The 18,195-nt window shown below is 38.4% G+C and carries 14 protein-coding genes; 5 read left to right on the top strand and 9 right to left on the bottom strand.

The annotated features are described in order from the left end of the window. Positions 1 to 245 precede the first annotated feature (245 nt). The 3 genes from ABXH34_RS11650 to ABXH34_RS11640 all read right to left on the bottom strand — a co-directional run bounded on the left by ABXH34_RS11650 (position 246) and on the right by ABXH34_RS11640 (position 5,142). Positions 246 to 1,169, bottom strand: coding sequence for a dimethyl sulfoxide reductase anchor subunit family protein (locus tag ABXH34_RS11650; protein WP_353572058.1), 924 nt, complete (start codon positions 1,167 to 1,169; stop codon positions 246 to 248). 11 nt (positions 1,170 to 1,180) lie between these two features. Then, the gene (locus ABXH34_RS11645; RefSeq protein WP_353572057.1) at positions 1,181 to 1,873 is read right to left on the bottom strand and encodes a 4Fe-4S dicluster domain-containing protein; all 693 of its coding nucleotides are present in this window, start codon (positions 1,871 to 1,873) and stop codon (positions 1,181 to 1,183) included. A 332-nt stretch (positions 1,874 to 2,205) separates the two neighbouring features. After that, positions 2,206 to 5,142, bottom strand: a complete 2,937-nt coding sequence (locus tag ABXH34_RS11640) for a molybdopterin oxidoreductase family protein (RefSeq protein ID WP_353572056.1) — start codon at positions 5,140 to 5,142, stop codon at positions 2,206 to 2,208. Positions 5,143 to 5,405: 263 nt separating this feature from the next. Between ABXH34_RS11640 and ABXH34_RS11635 the strand changes: the two genes are divergently transcribed. Continuing rightward, positions 5,406 to 5,630, top strand: a complete 225-nt coding sequence (locus ABXH34_RS11635; protein ID WP_353572055.1) for a DUF2281 domain-containing protein — start codon at positions 5,406 to 5,408, stop codon at positions 5,628 to 5,630. A gap of 43 nt (positions 5,631 to 5,673) precedes the next feature. Here the strand turns inward: ABXH34_RS11635 and ABXH34_RS11630 are convergent, their stop codons facing one another. The 5 genes from ABXH34_RS11630 to ABXH34_RS11610 all read right to left on the bottom strand — a co-directional run bounded on the left by ABXH34_RS11630 (position 5,674) and on the right by ABXH34_RS11610 (position 7,899). After that, the gene (locus tag ABXH34_RS11630; RefSeq protein ID WP_353572054.1) at positions 5,674 to 6,459 is read right to left on the bottom strand and encodes a hypothetical protein; all 786 of its coding nucleotides are present in this window, start codon (positions 6,457 to 6,459) and stop codon (positions 5,674 to 5,676) included. 114 nt (positions 6,460 to 6,573) lie between these two features. Then, entirely contained in the window at positions 6,574 to 6,783 is a 210-nt protein-coding gene (locus ABXH34_RS11625) for a hypothetical protein (protein ID WP_353572053.1), read from the bottom strand. Further along, entirely contained in the window at positions 6,783 to 7,211 is a 429-nt protein-coding gene (locus tag ABXH34_RS11620; protein ID WP_353572052.1) for a PIN domain-containing protein, read from the bottom strand. Before ABXH34_RS11620 ends, ABXH34_RS11625 begins: the two co-directional genes overlap by 1 nt. 149 nt (positions 7,212 to 7,360) lie before the next feature. Further along, on the bottom strand, positions 7,361 to 7,720 hold the full coding sequence (locus ABXH34_RS11615) for an HVO_A0114 family putative DNA-binding protein (protein WP_353572051.1): 360 nt from the start codon (positions 7,718 to 7,720) through the stop codon (positions 7,361 to 7,363). After that, positions 7,720 to 7,899, bottom strand: a complete 180-nt coding sequence (locus tag ABXH34_RS11610) for a toxin-antitoxin system TumE family protein (protein WP_353572050.1) — start codon at positions 7,897 to 7,899, stop codon at positions 7,720 to 7,722. Before ABXH34_RS11610 ends, ABXH34_RS11615 begins: the two co-directional genes overlap by 1 nt. A 326-nt stretch (positions 7,900 to 8,225) precedes the next feature. On the opposite strand from ABXH34_RS11610, the gene ABXH34_RS11605 reads away from it, so the two are divergent. The 4 genes from ABXH34_RS11605 (at position 8,226) to ABXH34_RS11590 (ending at position 12,922) form a co-directional block, all read left to right on the top strand. Next, complete coding sequence (locus tag ABXH34_RS11605) at positions 8,226 to 8,807, top strand: anthranilate synthase component II (RefSeq protein ID WP_353572049.1); 582 nt, start codon at positions 8,226 to 8,228, stop codon at positions 8,805 to 8,807. 195 nt (positions 8,808 to 9,002) lie between these two features. Next, positions 9,003 to 10,730, top strand: coding sequence for a type IV-A pilus assembly ATPase PilB (gene pilB, locus ABXH34_RS11600; protein WP_353572048.1), 1,728 nt, complete (start codon positions 9,003 to 9,005; stop codon positions 10,728 to 10,730). A 3-nt stretch (positions 10,731 to 10,733) separates the two neighbouring features. Further along, on the top strand, positions 10,734 to 11,960 hold the full coding sequence (locus ABXH34_RS11595; protein ID WP_353572047.1) for a type II secretion system F family protein: 1,227 nt from the start codon (positions 10,734 to 10,736) through the stop codon (positions 11,958 to 11,960). A 47-nt stretch (positions 11,961 to 12,007) separates the two neighbouring features. Next, the gene (locus ABXH34_RS11590) at positions 12,008 to 12,922 is read left to right on the top strand and encodes a prepilin peptidase (protein WP_353572046.1); all 915 of its coding nucleotides are present in this window, start codon (positions 12,008 to 12,010) and stop codon (positions 12,920 to 12,922) included. A gap of 363 nt (positions 12,923 to 13,285) precedes the next feature. Here ABXH34_RS11590 and ABXH34_RS11585 read toward each other — a convergent pair. Continuing rightward, positions 13,286 to 18,195: AAA family ATPase (locus tag ABXH34_RS11585; RefSeq protein WP_353572045.1), on the bottom strand; the 4,910-nt coding region annotated here is incomplete at its 5' end.

Raw genomic sequence — 18,195 nt, 5'->3', positions numbered from 1 at the left:
ACTAATTCTTTAATGACAACAGGGCTTGGTCGCCCTGTATCCCGGCTTTCAGCCGCCAAGCCTCTAACCCACCCGTCTTTAGCGGGTGGTTGTTTAGTAGCTTTGTAAAATTATTTTAATTCTAAAATAATCTTAAGACAGTTAGCTAAATTTAAGGTTGGGAAATATTTAAAAAGATAAGGATGAAGCAGGAACAATATAGTTAAAGAGACAAACTTCCCTGTCTGCCTCTAAAAACTAACAAATTAAGTACGTTGCGCACCGTGGTATAAATTCACAACGTGGCGGGCTTCAGCGAAGAACAACCAACGTTCTATCAAAATGCCCACATACGCGCTAATCATTGCGGCATAAATCAACATCACGTTTTCTTTGCCCATCATCACTAAGATGAATGGAACGATAAAGCCTAAAACAAAGACCAACATACGCAAAAAATTTGATTTGTAAGCTAACACAATATGCCCAAATTCATGAGTCAAGAATGTATCAGCAGTATGTCCCGGTTCTAAAATCCGTACTTTGCCATTGGTAAAACCTGTGGCACTGTTAATACTTGGGCCTGTTGGTTCATTAATCCAAGCGTAATACATCAACTTCATCACGCCAGCAAATACGATCAATGCCATTGCAAGGTTTAAAGTTTGAGCCGTGGCTTGTAATGATGCTAAAAATAACGCGCCTAACATTAAGCCCAAAGTCATGTAATTGGCGGGCGTTAAAGCAGTATTCCATTGACGAATGGTTTTCAAACAAGCGTAAATCATTCCTGTTGAAAAAATTGTCACCATCGCTAAAGTTGCGGCAATCACACCAGCAACCATACCACCGATACCCATTTCATGTTCGCCTGAGCTGATCTTCCAAATACAGAATAAAAACATCAATGCAAACGGATAGAACAATACTGCAAACACACCTTCACGCGATAACCATGAAGTGCGAAAACGGCTGAATGCGCGGATGGCATTTTTAGGATTGGCTAAATGCAATGTTGAAGCTAACAAACCTAAAGTGATAAAAATCAATGAGGCAATGCCAGCAATTAACACGCTTTGCTCACTGATGCCGCCAAAACCTGTCAATTGCGCAATGATTGCCAAGGTCATTAAGCCGTAGCCTAAACCTGATGTGACGGTAAAAAAGATAACTGAAAATGCGGGGTGCATGAGTACGCTCCTTATTTGCTAATCGCTTTGTTGACCCAATTCTTAACTTTAGATACCAAGTCTATTTTGACATCATCAGTCGGAACAGGGCGTGCAACACGAGGAGGTAAATATTTATTGGTTGGGTTGTAGCCTAATTCAGGCATTAAGGTACGACCACCACGCTCCCGCACTAATGTACTCACGTTTGAATTCGGGTCTTCAAAATCACCAAAGTGACGCGCATGAGATGGACAAGTAATGACGCAAGAGGGTTGACGGTCAATCGGTTCAAGTTCTTGGTCATAAATGCGGTCAATACATAATGTACATTTTTTCATTGTGCCGCTGACTTTATCTAATTCACGCGCACCGTAAGGACAAGCCCATGAACAATAATTACAACCCATACATTTATCTTGGTCGACTAAAACCACGCCATCTTCTTCACGTTTGTATGATGCGCCTGTTGGGCAAACCGTGACACACGCGGCATCTTCACAGTGCATACATGACATGGGGAAGTTGATGGTTTTATTGTTGGGATAATCGCCGACTTCAAAGTTGCGTACCCGATTAAACCACACACCACTGGGTTCTTTGCCATAAGGCTCATAGTCGGATAACGCACCCGTCGTACCCGATGTATTCCATTGTTTACAAGCGACGGCGCAGGCATGACACCCGACGCAAACGTCTAAATCTATCACTAAACCTAATTTCATTTGTGTTGACCTCAGAAATGGCTTTGATGTAGGCGGATTTTGTCAACGCGATACATCTAAATTGTTATGCTTTCCAAGAGTTTTCAAATATAACGTTATATTGCAACTTGTTCCAACGGTCTCCGTTGGAATACAGCTTAAACGCTCTGCGTTTTAAACTCGCGACGCAGAGCGTCTAAACTGCATTACCACGCGGAGCGCAGTAACGAGTTAACTTGTTAACTTGTTAACTTGTTCCAACGGTCTCCGTTGGAATACAGCTTAAACGCTCTGCGTTTTAAACTCACGACGCGGAGCGCAGTAACGAGTTATTTTGAAAACACCTTCAGATGCTACTTCTTACCCCGTGTCAAAATATCCCCTAAAGGACGTTTTAAATTCACCGCCTCATGGGTTTGATAACGACCTACGTCTTGACCTTTATGCTGTTTAACATGGTCAGGTGTTGTCGCATTTGGAATCGGTTTAATGGTTGCAAATTGTGGATCGCTACCTTCATCACCTTCATGCGCTGGGTAAATTTTCACTTTCAAGTCATACCAAGCCGCTTGTCCCGTAATTGGATCAGAGTTGGTAATCTCCATTTCACCTTGTTTGGGTGGCAACAATTCAGAAATCAAATGATTCATCAAGAAGCCTTTTTGTGACTCATCCGCATCAGGTTTCAAACCCCACGCGCCCGACTGTTTACCAATCGCATTCCACGTCCAAACCGTATTAGGCTCAACCCCTTCCATCAATTTTATTTGTACACGGATTTTGCCATTATGAGATTCAACCCAAACCCATGATTTATCCTCAATACCCATTTCCTCGCCTTTTTGACGATTCATGAATAAATAGTTTTGCGCGGTAATTTGGCGTAACCACGCATTTTGCGAATCCCAAGAGTGATACATATACATTGGGCGTTGATTCACCGCATGGAATGGGTATTCTTCAGTATCAATCCGCTGCTCTTCCAATGGTGTGTAATGGAATGGCAATGGGTCGAAATAAGTTATTAAGCGTTGTTTATGCTCTTCTTTAGTTGGCATTGGACCATCGTATAAACCTTGACCCGCTAAACGAAAACGCTGCAAAGTTTCAGAATACAACTCAATCACGATTTGGTCAGCCGAACCATTCCAGCCCACTTCTTTCGACATTTCTAAATAATCTTTATTGGCAAAACGATAGAACCGCATGTGTTCTGGCAACTCATATTTAAAGAACGCACCATTTTCAATATAGGCTTCCCATTGATTTGGATTCGGTTCACCACGTAAATGGCTTTTACCATCTTTGCCGCGCCAACCTGCTAAGAAACCAATACCGGGGGCTTTTTCATAATTAATGATGAAGTCTTTGTAATCTTTGAATTTCGGCGTACCGTCTTCATTGGTAAATGCGGGGAATTTCAAACGGGTTGCTAAATCAACTTGCACTTCTTGCCATGGACGCACATCACGATCAGGAGTCAATACCGCATGACGAATCGAATCACACGCCGCATGAGGTTCAGAAATCGGACGATCAAGCATCGAAACCGTGTCGAAACGTTCTAAATAAGTTGTATCAGGCAATACCAAATCCGCGTAGTTAACAATTTCAGAATGGAACGCATCAGAAATGACGATAAATGGGATTTTATGCTCACCGTCTTCATCTTTATCCGCCAACATTTTCATGATTTCAGACGTATTCATAGTCGAGTTCCACGACATATTCGCCATAAACATCATTAAAGTGTCAATTCGGTACGGGTCGCCTTTCCACGCATTAGTGATGACCATGTGCATCATGCCATGACTGGACATCGGTGCATCCCATGAATAGGCTTTATCAATCCGTTTAGGATTACCGTCTTCATCAATGACTAAATCTTCTGGGCAAGTTGGGAAACCCAATGGCGGAGAACTTAACGGCGTGTTTGGCGCACAGTCTTTGGCTGGTTTAATCCCCGGTGGAATGTGTTTTGGATATGGGGCTTTGGCTAAATGACCGCCCGGAACATCAATTGTGCCTAATAAAATTTGTAAGAAATGTAAGGCGCGACAAGTTTGGAAACCGTTGGAGTGAGCTGAAATTCCGCGCATCGCGTGCATAGAAACAGGGCGACCGATGAATTTATCATGTTTACGACCTGCCCAATCTGTCCATTCTACGTCGACGGTAATGGTTTCTTTAAAGGCAATATGTGCCATTTCTAACGCTAAACGCTCGATTTGTTCCGCAGGCACACCACAGACTTTTTCTGCATTTGCAGGTGAATATTCGCTGTCTAAATATTTCTCGGCTAAAATACTCATTGAAGTGCGAACAGGCGTACCTTCAGCGGTTTTGCCTTCCCAGAATAATGCAGGTTTAATGTCGATTTGAGTTGCATCAACAAAATCTTCTTTATCCAAATCCCACGCTAATGCTTGTCCGTCTTCATTGCGTAAAATCAGACCATCACCTTTTTGCCCCGGTGTGTTGACCACTAAATATGGCGCGTTGGTGTAACGGATTAAGAATTCCCAATCAAATTGTTCGTTTTGCAATAAGACATGAATCATCGACAAGGCAAGCATCGCATCAGTTCCGGGGCGAATTCCGACCCATTCATCCGCTACCGCTTGATAGCCAGTACGTACAGGATTAATCGCAACGAATTTACCGCCGTTACGTTTTAATTTTTCGATACCGATTTTGATAGGATTGGAAGCATGATCTTCTGCCACACCCCACATCATAAAGTATTTGGTTCTATCCCAATCGGGGTCGCCGAATTCCCAGAACGCATGACCCATGGTGTATAAACCACCCGCTGCCATGTTGACGGAACAGAATCCACCGTGTGCCGCCCAGTTAATCGTACCGAATTGGCTTGACCATAATCCTGTGAGGGCTTGCATTTGGTCACGACCCGTGAAGTAGGCGAGTTTTTTCGGGTCAGTTTCACGAATTTTTTGTAAACGCTCGGTTAAAATATCTAAGGCTTTATCCCAAGAGATTTCTTCAAATTCGGCTTGACCACGTTCAGCATTTTGCTTTCTTAATAAAGGTTTACGCAATTTTGCTGGAGATTGTTGTTTCATAATCCCCGCATTACCCTTGGCACACAGCACACCATGGTTGACAGGATGGTCACGATTGCCTTGGATAAAACGAACTTTATTGTCCTCTATCGTCACTTTGATGCCACAACGACAAGCACACATGTAGCACGTGGTGTACTTGGTTTCTTGTTTACTGTGGTCTTCAAATTTCGGTAGAGGTTTTGCGGCTTGACTGGTTTTTGCCATAAGATGCAACCTCTTGTTATTGAGTGATATGATAAGAAAAAGCGTTAATTATTTAACTTAGGTTAGGAAAGTCTCGCAAAACCTAAAATTGTCACGGCTTTGTCACATTTAACAAGGGTTAAGCATAAAACACAATTTGAATAATTCTACGTGTCCATAAATTTTACTTATGGTTTATAAAAGGAGGGGTTTATGGTGTTTTTTTGTAGTGTTTGGATATAATTAGATTTATCATAATATTTCAAAATACAAGGAGAAATCTGATGAATGTTTTATCTATACATGACAAAATTAATCAGTTGCCACCTGAATTATTGACTGAAATAGAGGATTATGTGGATTTTATTTTGTTTAAATATGCTAAACAGGGAAATGATAAAAGCGGATTTGAAGAAACCCAATATTTATCATCTATTCCAAAGATGAAAGATTCTATTGTTGAAGGGATGAATACGCCAATTGAGGAGTGTGACAAGGAGTTAGATTAATAAAAAAAGGAAAAGTAGTGAATCTTTAAAGATATAACTTAAATTACTTATTCTTCTTTTCTTGAAGTAATTTCATTAAATTTTCTAAAAGCTGTTTAGATTCATTTTTTTCAATTTTGACTCTTTCCAGCTCAACAGTTGTTTCACCTTTTTTAAGTAAATGATTTCGTTCTGTATTGGATAGTTCTTTTAATATTGCTCTGATTGCTGTTTTATCATCAAGGTATATGGCTGTTTTTAATGCAATGATTTTACAATCAATATTGGTAAGTTCATTTTGAAAGTATTTAATTTCAAAGAGGTTTGTTTTGTAAAGGCGTAAAAAGAATAATGCGAAAATTTCAACAAAGATAACTATAGAAAATCTTGTTCCATAATGAAAAGCTAGCATTTTTAAGTCTGTTGGTTTTGTCTCAATAAAAACAAATACAACTAATAGCATAATTGCGATTATCGTTGCAGTAAGTCCAATTAATAAATTTAGATTTCTATTACTAGATAAATTAGCCAGTTGAATATTAAGTCTACCTTTTAAATTTTGAACATGTATCAATACCTCTATATATTTACCATCTGTCATTTGTAGAATATTTAAAATTTGAGTTTTGTGATCTTTGGCAGCAGTATTAGTTTGATTAGTATCATTACCTTTAGCTATATTTAGATCATCTATGACATTAGAATATTTATCTGTTGCCTCTTCATTTTTATTTTCAAGGTATTTTAAAGAGAATCTAAGTATAGAAACTGCTGTTCCAATAGCGACTAGCATTACTACAGCAAGCTCATTCGATAATGCCACTTGTAGAAAGCTCACCAAATAATCCATATCATTAAAACCTCTATATTAAGGAAACATCAAATTAACAAATGGATAAGTTTACTTCCAACGATACACACCGAAATTGCGCTAGTTAGTAGATGTCTCCCTATTTTAGTCAGTTTAGTTTTTTGTTTCAGACTGCATAATTGCTTGGGCTAAACTATCTACAGAATAATGCTGCTGCCATTGGTGACGGTCTTCAACATAATTTCCCTCTCCACGGCTAAACTGCTGCATAAAACGCAATGCACCAACATGACCTAATTCTTTATTTAAAGCCTGAAAACCTAACTGTCTAATTTCATAATCTGCTTTTTGATTTGTATCCATTACAACACCTCACTTAACCAGTTCAAAGGATTGTTAACTGCTAAAGAACTTAATTTCTGTGCTTTTCTTAAAAACTTATCATCAACGGTCAAAAAAATATCTGCTTGTGTTTCAGCACAGGCTAAGTGCATCGCATCAAAAGCAGTAATCCCTTTAGTTTCAAAATATTTTGCTCTATCAATAATGCTGGGTACTAACTGAATTATAGACACTGCATTGTCTAACATAAATAACATTTGCATTTTTTTAATTTCATCAGTTGTATTACCTATTTCAAACTCAAGTGCTTGACTGCTTATCAATTGCCATGAACCTTCTTCACAAATTGTTAATATTGTTTTAATTGCCTCTGCTTCTATTTTTACTCTTAAATTGCTTTGCTCATCAAAAGGGCGATTGAAACAACAAGCATCCATATAAATTTTCATAATATTCCGTGTTTAATTTTTTGATGAACTTAAGGAAACATCAAATTAACAAATGGATAAGTTTGCTCCCAACGATACACACCAAAATCACGCTGGTCAGTCGATAAAATGCGCCCATGCCCCTTTAAAATTCTATTTTGGCAGGTTCGTCAAAACGTTAATTCGACCTTAAAATGCGTTGCTTGTACCTTAGGTATAATTTTTCCTTTTTCTCTGCAAAGCTGAACAATGCCACGCCGTTCGAGTAATTTTAAAGCTTTTGATAAAGTTGATTTGCTGCGATGGCTGATTTTTTCTAACTCAGCAATAAAATGAGGGTTGTGCTTATCTATTAACTTTAAAAGTATTCGATTTTCTTGATTTAATACCTTTACAACGGCTTCTATTGATTCAAACCATACTTTAGGCTCATCTTGCTTAGGCTTATATTCACCTTTTGCTATGGCAATTGTTCTATTCATATAATCTTGTTTTGATAAAATACCTATTTTCATGACTTCGCTATTCATTATTTTTCCTCTATAAATTGATTAACACTTTCCCAGAAATCTTCAAGCAACTGCCCAGCAGACTCAAATTCATAAGCCTCAACTGTCTTTTGAAGGTGTTTATGATCCCAAACAGTCCGTTTTGCTGCATATTTCTTGCTTTTAGGCTTTATTGCATGAGTATTGTCATAACCTATCACACGTATATTACTCCTATTGCTTCCAACCTAATTTTTGTTGAAAACAGCATTTGCAGCATGAAACACTATCAAGTTCTTGGGATTGAATCACTAGATAATCATTTTATTTCTCAATCTACACCGTTTAGACAGACTGATTATTCCGAAATTACACCTTAATCACGACGGTATTGATATAATAGTGAGCATGAATATATGAATTGCGATGATATTATTATATTTTTCTTGCTGGCGACTAATCTATTAAGAATGCTTAGGCTAAAATAATAACCTACACAAAATTCAGGCAATAAAATATATACCTGTTTGAAGCTAAGGACAGCAATATGTTATTAATGATAGACAATTATGACTCTTTTACATACAACTTAGTCCAATATTTGGGTGAGCTAAAAGCTGAAGTTAAAGTGGTTCGCAACGACCAAATCAGTGTTGAAGCCATTAGCGAACTTGCACCTGACTACATTGTTGTATCACCTGGTCCGTGTACACCTTCACAAGCAGGCATTTCTATCGCAACGATTCAGCAGTTTGCGGGTAAAATACCGATTTTAGGAGTATGTTTAGGCCATCAAAGTATCGCTCAAGCATTCTATGGAAAAATTATTCATGCAAACCAAATTATGCACGGTAAAACCTCTCCGATTTATCATAATAATCAAGGTATTTTTAAAGGTTTAGATAATCCATTTATCGCAACCCGCTATCATTCGCTTGTGGTGGCGAGTGACAGTTTATCCTCAGATTTGGAAGTGACGGCATGGACACAAACTGAGAATGGGCAACGGGATGAAATTATGGGTATGCGTCATAAACATTTCTCAATACAAGGTGTACAATTTCATCCTGAATCAATCCTTACTCAGCATGGACATGATTTGTTAAAAAATTTTCTTAACCAAGCTTGATGTAATTGAAGTTACAGTTGTTGTATAAATCATAACAGACAGGCTGTAACAGCTAGAAAACACAATAAATAAACGGTAATGAATCTTGCATACTAGTTATAATAATGCAGAGATGAACCAAATCAATGTGCAGTTTCACTTAAAAATATACTATAGTTAGGCCTAATTGGTTTAAAGCATTCGGGTAGAGCGCGTATGGCAGTTTCCAAATCAAAAATTATTTTAACCGGATTGGCGCGTAAATTAGTCAATGAAAAATTACTAAGTGAAGAAGATGCTGAAGCTGCATTTGAAAAAGCTTTAGCTGAACGCACGCCCTTTGTATCCTATGTTGTGAAAAACAACTTAGCCCCAAGCCGGGATGTCGCTCGTGCTGCAGCCGAGGAATTTGGCGCACCTCTAGTCGACATAGATAGCATAGAACTCAATCCAGACATGATTAAGAGTATTGATGAAAGATTGCTCAAACAATATTCTGCATTACCTATTTTTAAGCGTGGCAATCGTATGTTTGTGGCAATGTCTGATCCGACGAATTTAGCGGCATTAGATGATATTCGGTTTCACACTAAAATGAATACCGAAGCGGTGATTGTAGAAGATGATAAATTAACAAAAGTCATTGAACGGTCACTAGAATTATTTGATGATACGATGAAGGACTTAGAAGATGGTCTGAACGATATTGAGTTAGAGGATGAGCAAGACGATAAGAAAGAGGAAGATGATAAAGAGGCGGTTGAAGACGCGCCGATTGTTAAATTTGTGAATAAAATGTTGCTTGATGCGATTAAAATGGGTGCGTCAGATTTACATTTTGAACCCTATGAAAAATTTTTCCGCGTCCGTTTTCGGGTGGATGGTATTTTACGAATTGTAGCAAACCCACCGATTAGTTTGCAGCGCAAAATTTCGGCGCGGATTAAAGTCATGTCACGTTTAGATGTATCTGAACGCCGCGTGCCACAAGATGGTCGGATTAAATTAAAGCTCTCAGCAAATAAATCTATCGATTTCCGTGTCAGCACCATGCCCGTATTATGGGGCGAAAAAGTGGTGATGCGGATTTTGGACTCATCTGCTGCCAACTTAGATATTGATAAATTAGGTTATGAAGATGAGCAAAAACGCTTATATTTAGAAGCTTTAGCTAAACCTTATGGTATGGTGTTGGTTACAGGGCCTACGGGTAGTGGTAAAACAGTATCGCTGTATACAGGGATTAATATTTTAAACAAAGAGTCGGTTAACATCTCAACCGCAGAAGACCCTGTGGAAATTAACTTACCGGGTGTGAATCAGGTACAAGTAGATGAAAAAACTGGGATGAACTTTGCTAAGGCCCTGAAAGCGTTCTTACGGCAAGACCCTGACATTATTCTTGTGGGTGAGATTCGTGACTATGATACAGGTGGTATTGCGATTAAAGCGGCAAGTACGGGTCACATGGTAATGTCAACACTGCATACCAATGATGCGCCCCAAACCCTGACTCGTATGATTGATATGGGCTTGCCTGCATTTGCGATTGCCTCTTCAGTCAACTTGATTATGGCACAACGTTTAGCGCGGCGATTATGCCCACATTGTAAAGAAGAACAAAAAATTCCTGAGGCAACACTCAAAGGTGAGGGCTTTACCGAAGCACAATTAAAAGACCCTGATTTTAAACTTTATGCAATACGCCCCGGTGGTTGTGAAAAATGTAATGGGCTTGGCTATAAAGGGCGGGTTGGTATCTATCAAGTAATGCCTATTTCAGAAGCAATGAAACGCTTGATTATGGAAGGCAAAAATGCGGTAGATTTAGCCGATCAGGCTGAAAAAGAGGGCATTCCTGATTTACGTAAATCAGGCTTAAAGAAAGCAATTGAGGGTGTCACCTCACTTGAAGAAATTAACCGTGTTGTCACTAAGGAATAAAACATGGCTGACAAAAAAGATACTTCCGTCATGTTTGTCTGGGAAGGCAAAGATAAAACAGGCAAAAAAGTAAAAGGCGAGCGTGCTGCCAAAAGTGAAACTATTGTCAAAGCAATGTTACGCCGTGAAGGAATTCTAGGTATTAAGGTAAAGAAAAAGCCTAAAGCCCTATTTGGTGGCGGTGGTGGAAAACCTATTACTCCCTCAGATATTTCCTTATTTGCCCGCCAACTAACCACCATGATGGAATCAGGTGTACCCTTACTGCAATCGTTTGATATTGTTGGGGAAGGGCATGAAAACCCAAGAATGCAGAAATTGATTATGGCATTAAAAGCCGATATTGAAGCAGGTGGCACATTAGCAGATGCGTTGCGTAAATATCCAGATCAATTTGACACCTTATTCTGCAATCTTGTTGAAGCAGGTGAACAAGCGGGTATTTTAGAATCATTGCTTAATAAAGTAGCGACTTACAAAGAAAAATCAGAAGCAATTAAGAAAAAAATTAAGGGTGCTTTGAGTTATCCCGTTTCGATTCTTATCGTTGCTGCTGGTGTGAGTGCGATTTTGCTTATTTTTGTTGTTCCTGTATTCGCTGATTTATTCTCTGGTTTTGGTGCTGATCTTCCAGCCTTAACCGCGTTTGTAGTGTATTTGTCTGATTTATTAAAAGCGTACTGGCTGCATGTATTAGTTGTGGTTTTTGCACTTAAGACTGCATTTCAACAAGCTAATAAAAAATCCAAGAAATTCAATGATGCAATGCAGCGATTGTCCCTAAAACTGCCCGTCTTTGGTGCATTAATCCGTTTATCCTCCATTGCACGTTTTGCCCGTACTATGTCAACCATGTTTGCAGCAGGTACACCAATGGTTGAGGCCATGGATTCCGTTGCTGGTGCGACAGGTAATATTGTGTATTATGATGCGGTGATGAAAATGAAAAATGACATATCAACAGGAACCGCGTTAGCAGACAGTATGCGGGATTGTGGGGATGTATGGCCTAATATGGTCGTACAAATGGTGCAGATTGGTGAAGAATCTGGTGCGATTGATAAAATGCTCGCTAAAGTTGCTGATTATTATGAAGAAGAAGTAGATGCCATAGTTGAGAAAATTAGTGCAATGATGGAACCAATGATTATGGCTTTCTTAGGTGTTGTTATTGGTGGCTTAGTATTAGCGATGTATATGCCTATCTTTAAAATGGGTGAAGTTATTTAAGTCTTTTTTTCATTTTAGATTTCAGAGTCTGTATTTAGGATAATTTTATGGATTTTATAGCTGAACTAGGTTCAACTGTTCGTTTATTTTTCTTCACCTTAGAACACGAGCCGATGATGCTATATTTTACCGTGGGCTTGGTTGGCTTGGTCGTTGGTAGCTTTTTAAATGTGGTGATTCATCGGCTGCCCGTTATGATGTTCAACGAATTGAGGCAGCAATGCCAAGAGTATTTATCTTTGTCTGATGACAGTTGTAGCGAAGATAAACCCAAGAAATTCAACTTAAATACCCCCGGTTCACATTGCCCTCATTGTCAACATCGCATCTGTTTTTGGGAAAATATCCCTATTTTAAGTTATCTCTTTTTAGCAGGTCGCTGTTCTAGTTGTAAAACAGGCATTTCGTTTCGTTACCCTCTCATTGAGTTTTTCACCGCTTTTTTAGGTTTAATCGTGTGCTGGCAGTTAGGCTATGGGGTCAGTTTAATCTTTGTGCTGATCTTTACATGGGCTTTATTAGCCGCCAGTGCGATAGATTTTGACCATCAATTACTACCCGATCAAATTATTTTACCTCTTTTATGGTTAGGTATTATATTTAATCTATTTTTTCAAGGCTTTACCAGCTTAGAAGCCAGCATCATTGGCGCAATCGCAGGTTATCTATCGTTGTGGTCATTTTACTGGATATTTAAGCTCTTCACAGGCAAAGAAGGTATGGGGCATGGTGATTTTAAGCTATTGGCTTTACTCGGTGCATGGTTAGGTTGGCAGGCTTTACCTACCATTATTTTGCTCTCTTCGCTTGTGGGTTCAGTGATTGGAGTTGGGCTGATATTGATTTTAGGACGTGATAAAAATATACCAATACCATTTGGCCCTTTTCTCGCAGGAGCAGGTTGGCTTACCTTATTATGGGGTACAGAACTCCAACAGCTTTATTTCAGTATCGCTTTTTAACTCATCTGATTATATCAAGGAATACGAACTTTGATTTGTATTCTTTAGAAATCATTGTTTGATAGACATGTATAGTCAGTTTTAGTTTGTATGTTAGGACTGGCAGTCCTTTTATACTTTAAACCGACATTCCGCATATAATTTAAAAAAAAGTTTATTTTAGTTTTTTCTTTTGAAAGTTGCAGAATGGGAAATCTAAACCTGTGAAACCATATTGAAAATAATCCAAAAATTTCGTTAACTGTGGAACATTGGTTTAAATATCAATCAGTTTTAAAATTGAGGACTGCCAGTCTTGTATCACTTTAAAATAAAACGACTATACAATGCTGTCCCATTTACAAACCCACACCGCTTTTATATTTAATTCTCGACTGAACCTAATTTGCAGCGTTCCATATACACTTTTGCAACATTATCGTCATGATTGTCAGATAAGACTTGCTCAAAATAATCACACGCCAGTGTTAACTCTTGCTCATGATAAAACTTAAGGCCCAGTTCAAATGTTTTAAATGTATTCTGTTTTAAATTAATAATATGCTGCGCATCAGCATCAAACACCTCATAAACTGTGACCGCTTCTGATTTGCCTTTGACCCGCACTCGATCAATCATCCGAATTTTATACTGTGATGGATCGCTCAATTTATGATAAGTATGTTCTGTAATCAACAATGACGTACCATAGGTTTTAGTCAGGCCTTCAATTCGTGAAGCTAAGTTCACCGCATCAGAAATCACCGTTCCATCCATACGACTGCGGCCACCAACCGTGCCTAACATCAATTGGCCCGTATGAATCCCAATCCCAATTCTAATTACAGGACGACCGGGACGACCACGGGTTTTATTATATTCATTCAAAGTGATTAACATATCAATCGCCGCTTGCAGTGCGTCGTCGGCATTGGTTGGAAACAAAGCCATAATCGCATCGCCAATATATTTATCAATAAAACCATTGAAGTCTAAAATATTGGGTTCCATCCGACTAAGAAAGGCATTAATAAAATCAAAGTTTTCTTGCGGTGGCATTTGCTCAGAAATTGTCGTAAAGTCACGAATATCTGAAAACAAAATACTCATTTCTTTCTCAACCTGATCGCCTAAGCGTACATCCATCACACTTTGTTTATCCAATAAGCTCAAGAACTCACGTGGTACAAAACGCTCATAAGCTTGATTAAGCAAACTCATATTAGTATATAAATGGGCATTTTCAATTGAAATTGTGATTTGTGAGGATAATAGATTTAATAACTCCAACCGCTGTGGAGTAAAAGTATGCGCCATTAATTGATTTTCTAAATATAAAATACCGACTAATTTACCTTGGTGCAGTAAAGGCGTACATAAAATCGATTGGCTCTTATGCTGAATTACATAACTATCACGAGTATATTGACCTTCCTCATACGCATTATGCAACACCACACTTTCTTTCATCCGCGCCACAAAATTAATCAATGTTTTTGGTAACTTAGCTTGATTCAATGGCAAGGATTGCAATACTTTAACTTCGTTTTTATGAATTTCATTTTCCGCTTCAACCACTAATTGCCCTTCTTGATTGAGCAACAATACACCACGTTCAGCCCCCGCATTTTCAACCACGATTTTCATCAAATTTTCTAATAAACTATCCAATACAATCTCACCTGCAATCGCTTGAGACGCTTTTAAAACACTGTCTAAATCCAAGTTAATGCCTGAACCTTCACCAGAATTCAAAGTCGCATGGATTGTTGTGGTTGTAATTGCATCGGATTTATTGTGTTGCGGTGCTGTAGACTGATGAATTAAGGGTAAATATTGTGCTTCTAAATCCTGCACTTTTGCAGCCGCGCCCCATTTTTGATACATATAATGGGCTTCACGCAAATACACTTGGGCAATTTTCTGTTGGCTTTGGTCGAGGAAAAATAGACCTGCCAATTCATTGGCTAATGCTACTTCATTCGGATAATTATTGTCTTGGGCTAAATGAATCGCTTCGTTGTAATAAGTCATGGCTTTGGCCGCATTGCCTAGTAAACGATGACGCTCTGCCTCCACTAAATAATACTTATGCAAATGATTCATTGGGGCTTGTTTTTTCCATTTATTCAACTTTTGCTGGTTTTGCCATACTTGCCATAACAGTTGCATTTTCTTAGATTTAGATGCTCTTTCAGCAATCGCCACTTTAATCAAAGAATCATAAAAATAAAACACAGGCTCGTACAACATCGCACCCAGCCCATCAAGATAAATCTCAGCTTGTTTCGCATTTTGCACTGCACCCGCTAAATCACGAAATAAATAGCATAACACCATTTTATGTAAATGAACCCAGCAAATCGCGCTACGGTCATTGGCTGCAATCAAGTGAGGTAATGATTCATTTTCGTTATAAGCCCGCCCAACTAAAGTACATAGTTTTTCACTTTGCCCCGTGAGGTTTAACACCATTTGACGGAAAATTTGAATCCGGTGTAATACAATATTTTGGCCTAATTGTTTCACCACATCTTCATAAGAACGCATTTCTTGCTCTAATACAGTCAGCTCTAAACCCAAGGCAAATGAATGGCTACAATGAATAAAAATTGAACGGCTAGCAAATTCTAAATCGGCGGTTTCTAAACCACTTTGATAGGCTTGCAATAGCGGTTTAAGAGTTTGCTTAACATGCCTTTTACTGTGAGAAATGAAGGTATGAAATGAAAATAAAGTTTGGGCTTTAAAAAGCGGATATTTATTTAATAAATCTAAGGCTAATTGTCCAAAACGATAGCCATCTTCAATATTTTGGATTGAACTGCATAAAAACTGACCATAAGTTACATAGGCAATGGGTGCTTCTTGAGTCACACCATAGCGCACAGACAATGATATCATACGCATGGCGAGCAGCGGCATTAACTCTGGGTTGGCAGAATAAGACGCAACGGTAATTCTTGCCATAATCCGCATCGCTGCCAGTTTATTTTTATCAGTCATCTGAGGACGATTGATAAGACTTTCAATGGTTTTATCGCGGACTACCCAACGAGTGGTGACATAATTTTTAAGCAGATGCCATCTTTTAGGTTGTTTTGGGAATTTTTCCCCTAATAAGGCCAAAATCTCTAAACCAATATTAATTGCAGCTAATGGCTCATCACGCGCAACGTCCGCTAAAATCTTCACTTCATAGGTTTTAATTTTATCTAATAAATGATGAGCGTGTTCAAATACCACCTGTGATAATTCATCAACTTCATCGAAATGACTGCTTAAATAAGCGGTATCAATGGCTTGCTCATAAATATTTAAAGAAAGCGCATAATGAGAATGCCAACGCTCTTTGGTTAGCAATTGAATCGCAATATAAAAATAATCAAATGCGGAAACATAAGCCGTTGCATCTTTGGCTTTTTTACCTGCTTTGTAATTTAATTCTGCCAAATAGATTTGACTAGCAAAAATGTCCATCTCAAACAAAGGTAACATTGGAAAATAATCTTTGGGATCAATCCCAATATTGAGTTGGTCGACAATGGTGAAAACGTATTGTTCACGCTGTTCAGGGCTGATATTTTCTAACAGTAATTGTCCGACTTGCCAATGGGTAATTTGTTTGAAATTGGGTTCAATCATTAGATAAACCGCTTGCTGTACACGGTCATGTACAAAAGCATATTCAGATAAGCTGACATCGTCGCTGTGTAAGGTCTGGATTAAAACCCCTTCCTGAATTGCTAAGTTAATTTGCAGTAATAAATGTTCAAATTCAGCTTCGCAGACCAGAGCTAAAGTTTTGAGCTGAAATTGATTACCAATACAAGCCGCGCGTTGTAAAATCTCTTGTAATTCATTGGGTAGCTGTTTCAGTTTTTTAGTTAGAATCGCAACGACATTTTCAGTAATTTCACATTCTGCAATTTTTTGAGTATCCCAACGCCACTCAAAATGCTGCCAGTCAAAATCCAGGAAGTTTTCACTGTACAAGGATTTTAAAAACTCATTCATAAAGAATGGATTACCTTGGGTTTTCTGCATCACCAACGCAGCCAACGGATAGGTTTTATCTAATGGGGTATTGAGGGAATCAGCCACAAAACTATTTACATTTTGTAAACTAAGGGTCTCTAAATTGATATTTTTAACCACGGTATCATGCTGTTCCATCTCATTGATACACAGCATTAATGGGTGTGCTGGACTGATTGCATTTTCTCGGTATGCACCAATCAGGAATAAATATTCACTTTCGCGCATAATCATGCTAATCCAGTCTAAACTAGCAGAATCAGCCCAGTGTAAATCATCTAAAAAAACCGCTAAAGGATGTTCAGGTTGACAAAATAACTGCATGAAACATTTGAATAATTGGTGAAAACGAGCTTGGGTTTCATTGGCATTCAAACATTCAACAGGCGGCTGTTGCCCCATAATTAATTTTAATTCTGGAATCACATCAATAATGACTTGAGCCTGCAAACTAAGGGCCCTATCTAATTTATCACGCCATATTTCTAAACTATCTTCTGACTCTGTAAGCAGTTGTTGAATTAAATTACGAAAAGCGGCCACAATAGCTGAATAAGGGGTATTTCTTTGGAATTGGTCAAATTTACCTGACACGAAATAGCCACGTTTTGCGGTAATCGGTTTGTATAATTCTTGAACTAAAGATGATTTGCCCACACCAGCATAACCCGTCACTAACATGATTTGACTTTCACCAAAGGTGGCATTATCAAATGCAGTGAGTAATGACTGAATTTCATGTTCCCGGCCATATAATTTTTGCGGTAATTGTAGGCGGTAGGAAATATCTTGCTGAGCAATTTTGAAAGTTGGGTCAATTTCGCTATGGTGTTCAAGTTCTTGTTTACAGTATTCTAAATCTGTTTTAATACCCCAAGCACTTTGATAACGATTTTCTGCCATTTTTTCCATCAATTTCATCACAATATCAGAAATGGGTTGCGGAATATTGGCATTGAGCTGCTTAGGTTCAACAGGATATTTTGCTAAATGGCTATGGATTAATTCAATCGCATCTTCAGTGTCAAATGGCAGACGGTGGGTGAGTAATTCGTAAAAAGTCACACCTAAAGCATAAAAGTCGGTTCGATAATCCAGTGTCCGATTCATACGCCCTGTTTGTTCTGGAGATAAATAAGCTAAAGTGCCTTCGAGTTGATTTTGATTTTTTAAACTTGGATTTTCACGTGGGAGTAGGCAAGAAATCCCAAAGTCAATTATACATAGTTTTTTTGTATCAGGATTGAATAAAATAT

Source organism: Candidatus Albibeggiatoa sp. nov. BB20 (assembly GCA_016744725.1).
GTDB lineage: Bacteria > Pseudomonadota > Gammaproteobacteria > Beggiatoales > Beggiatoaceae > Albibeggiatoa.
The sequence above is the reverse complement of the archived record's forward strand: the minus strand, read 5'-3'. Positions and strand labels throughout refer to the sequence as shown.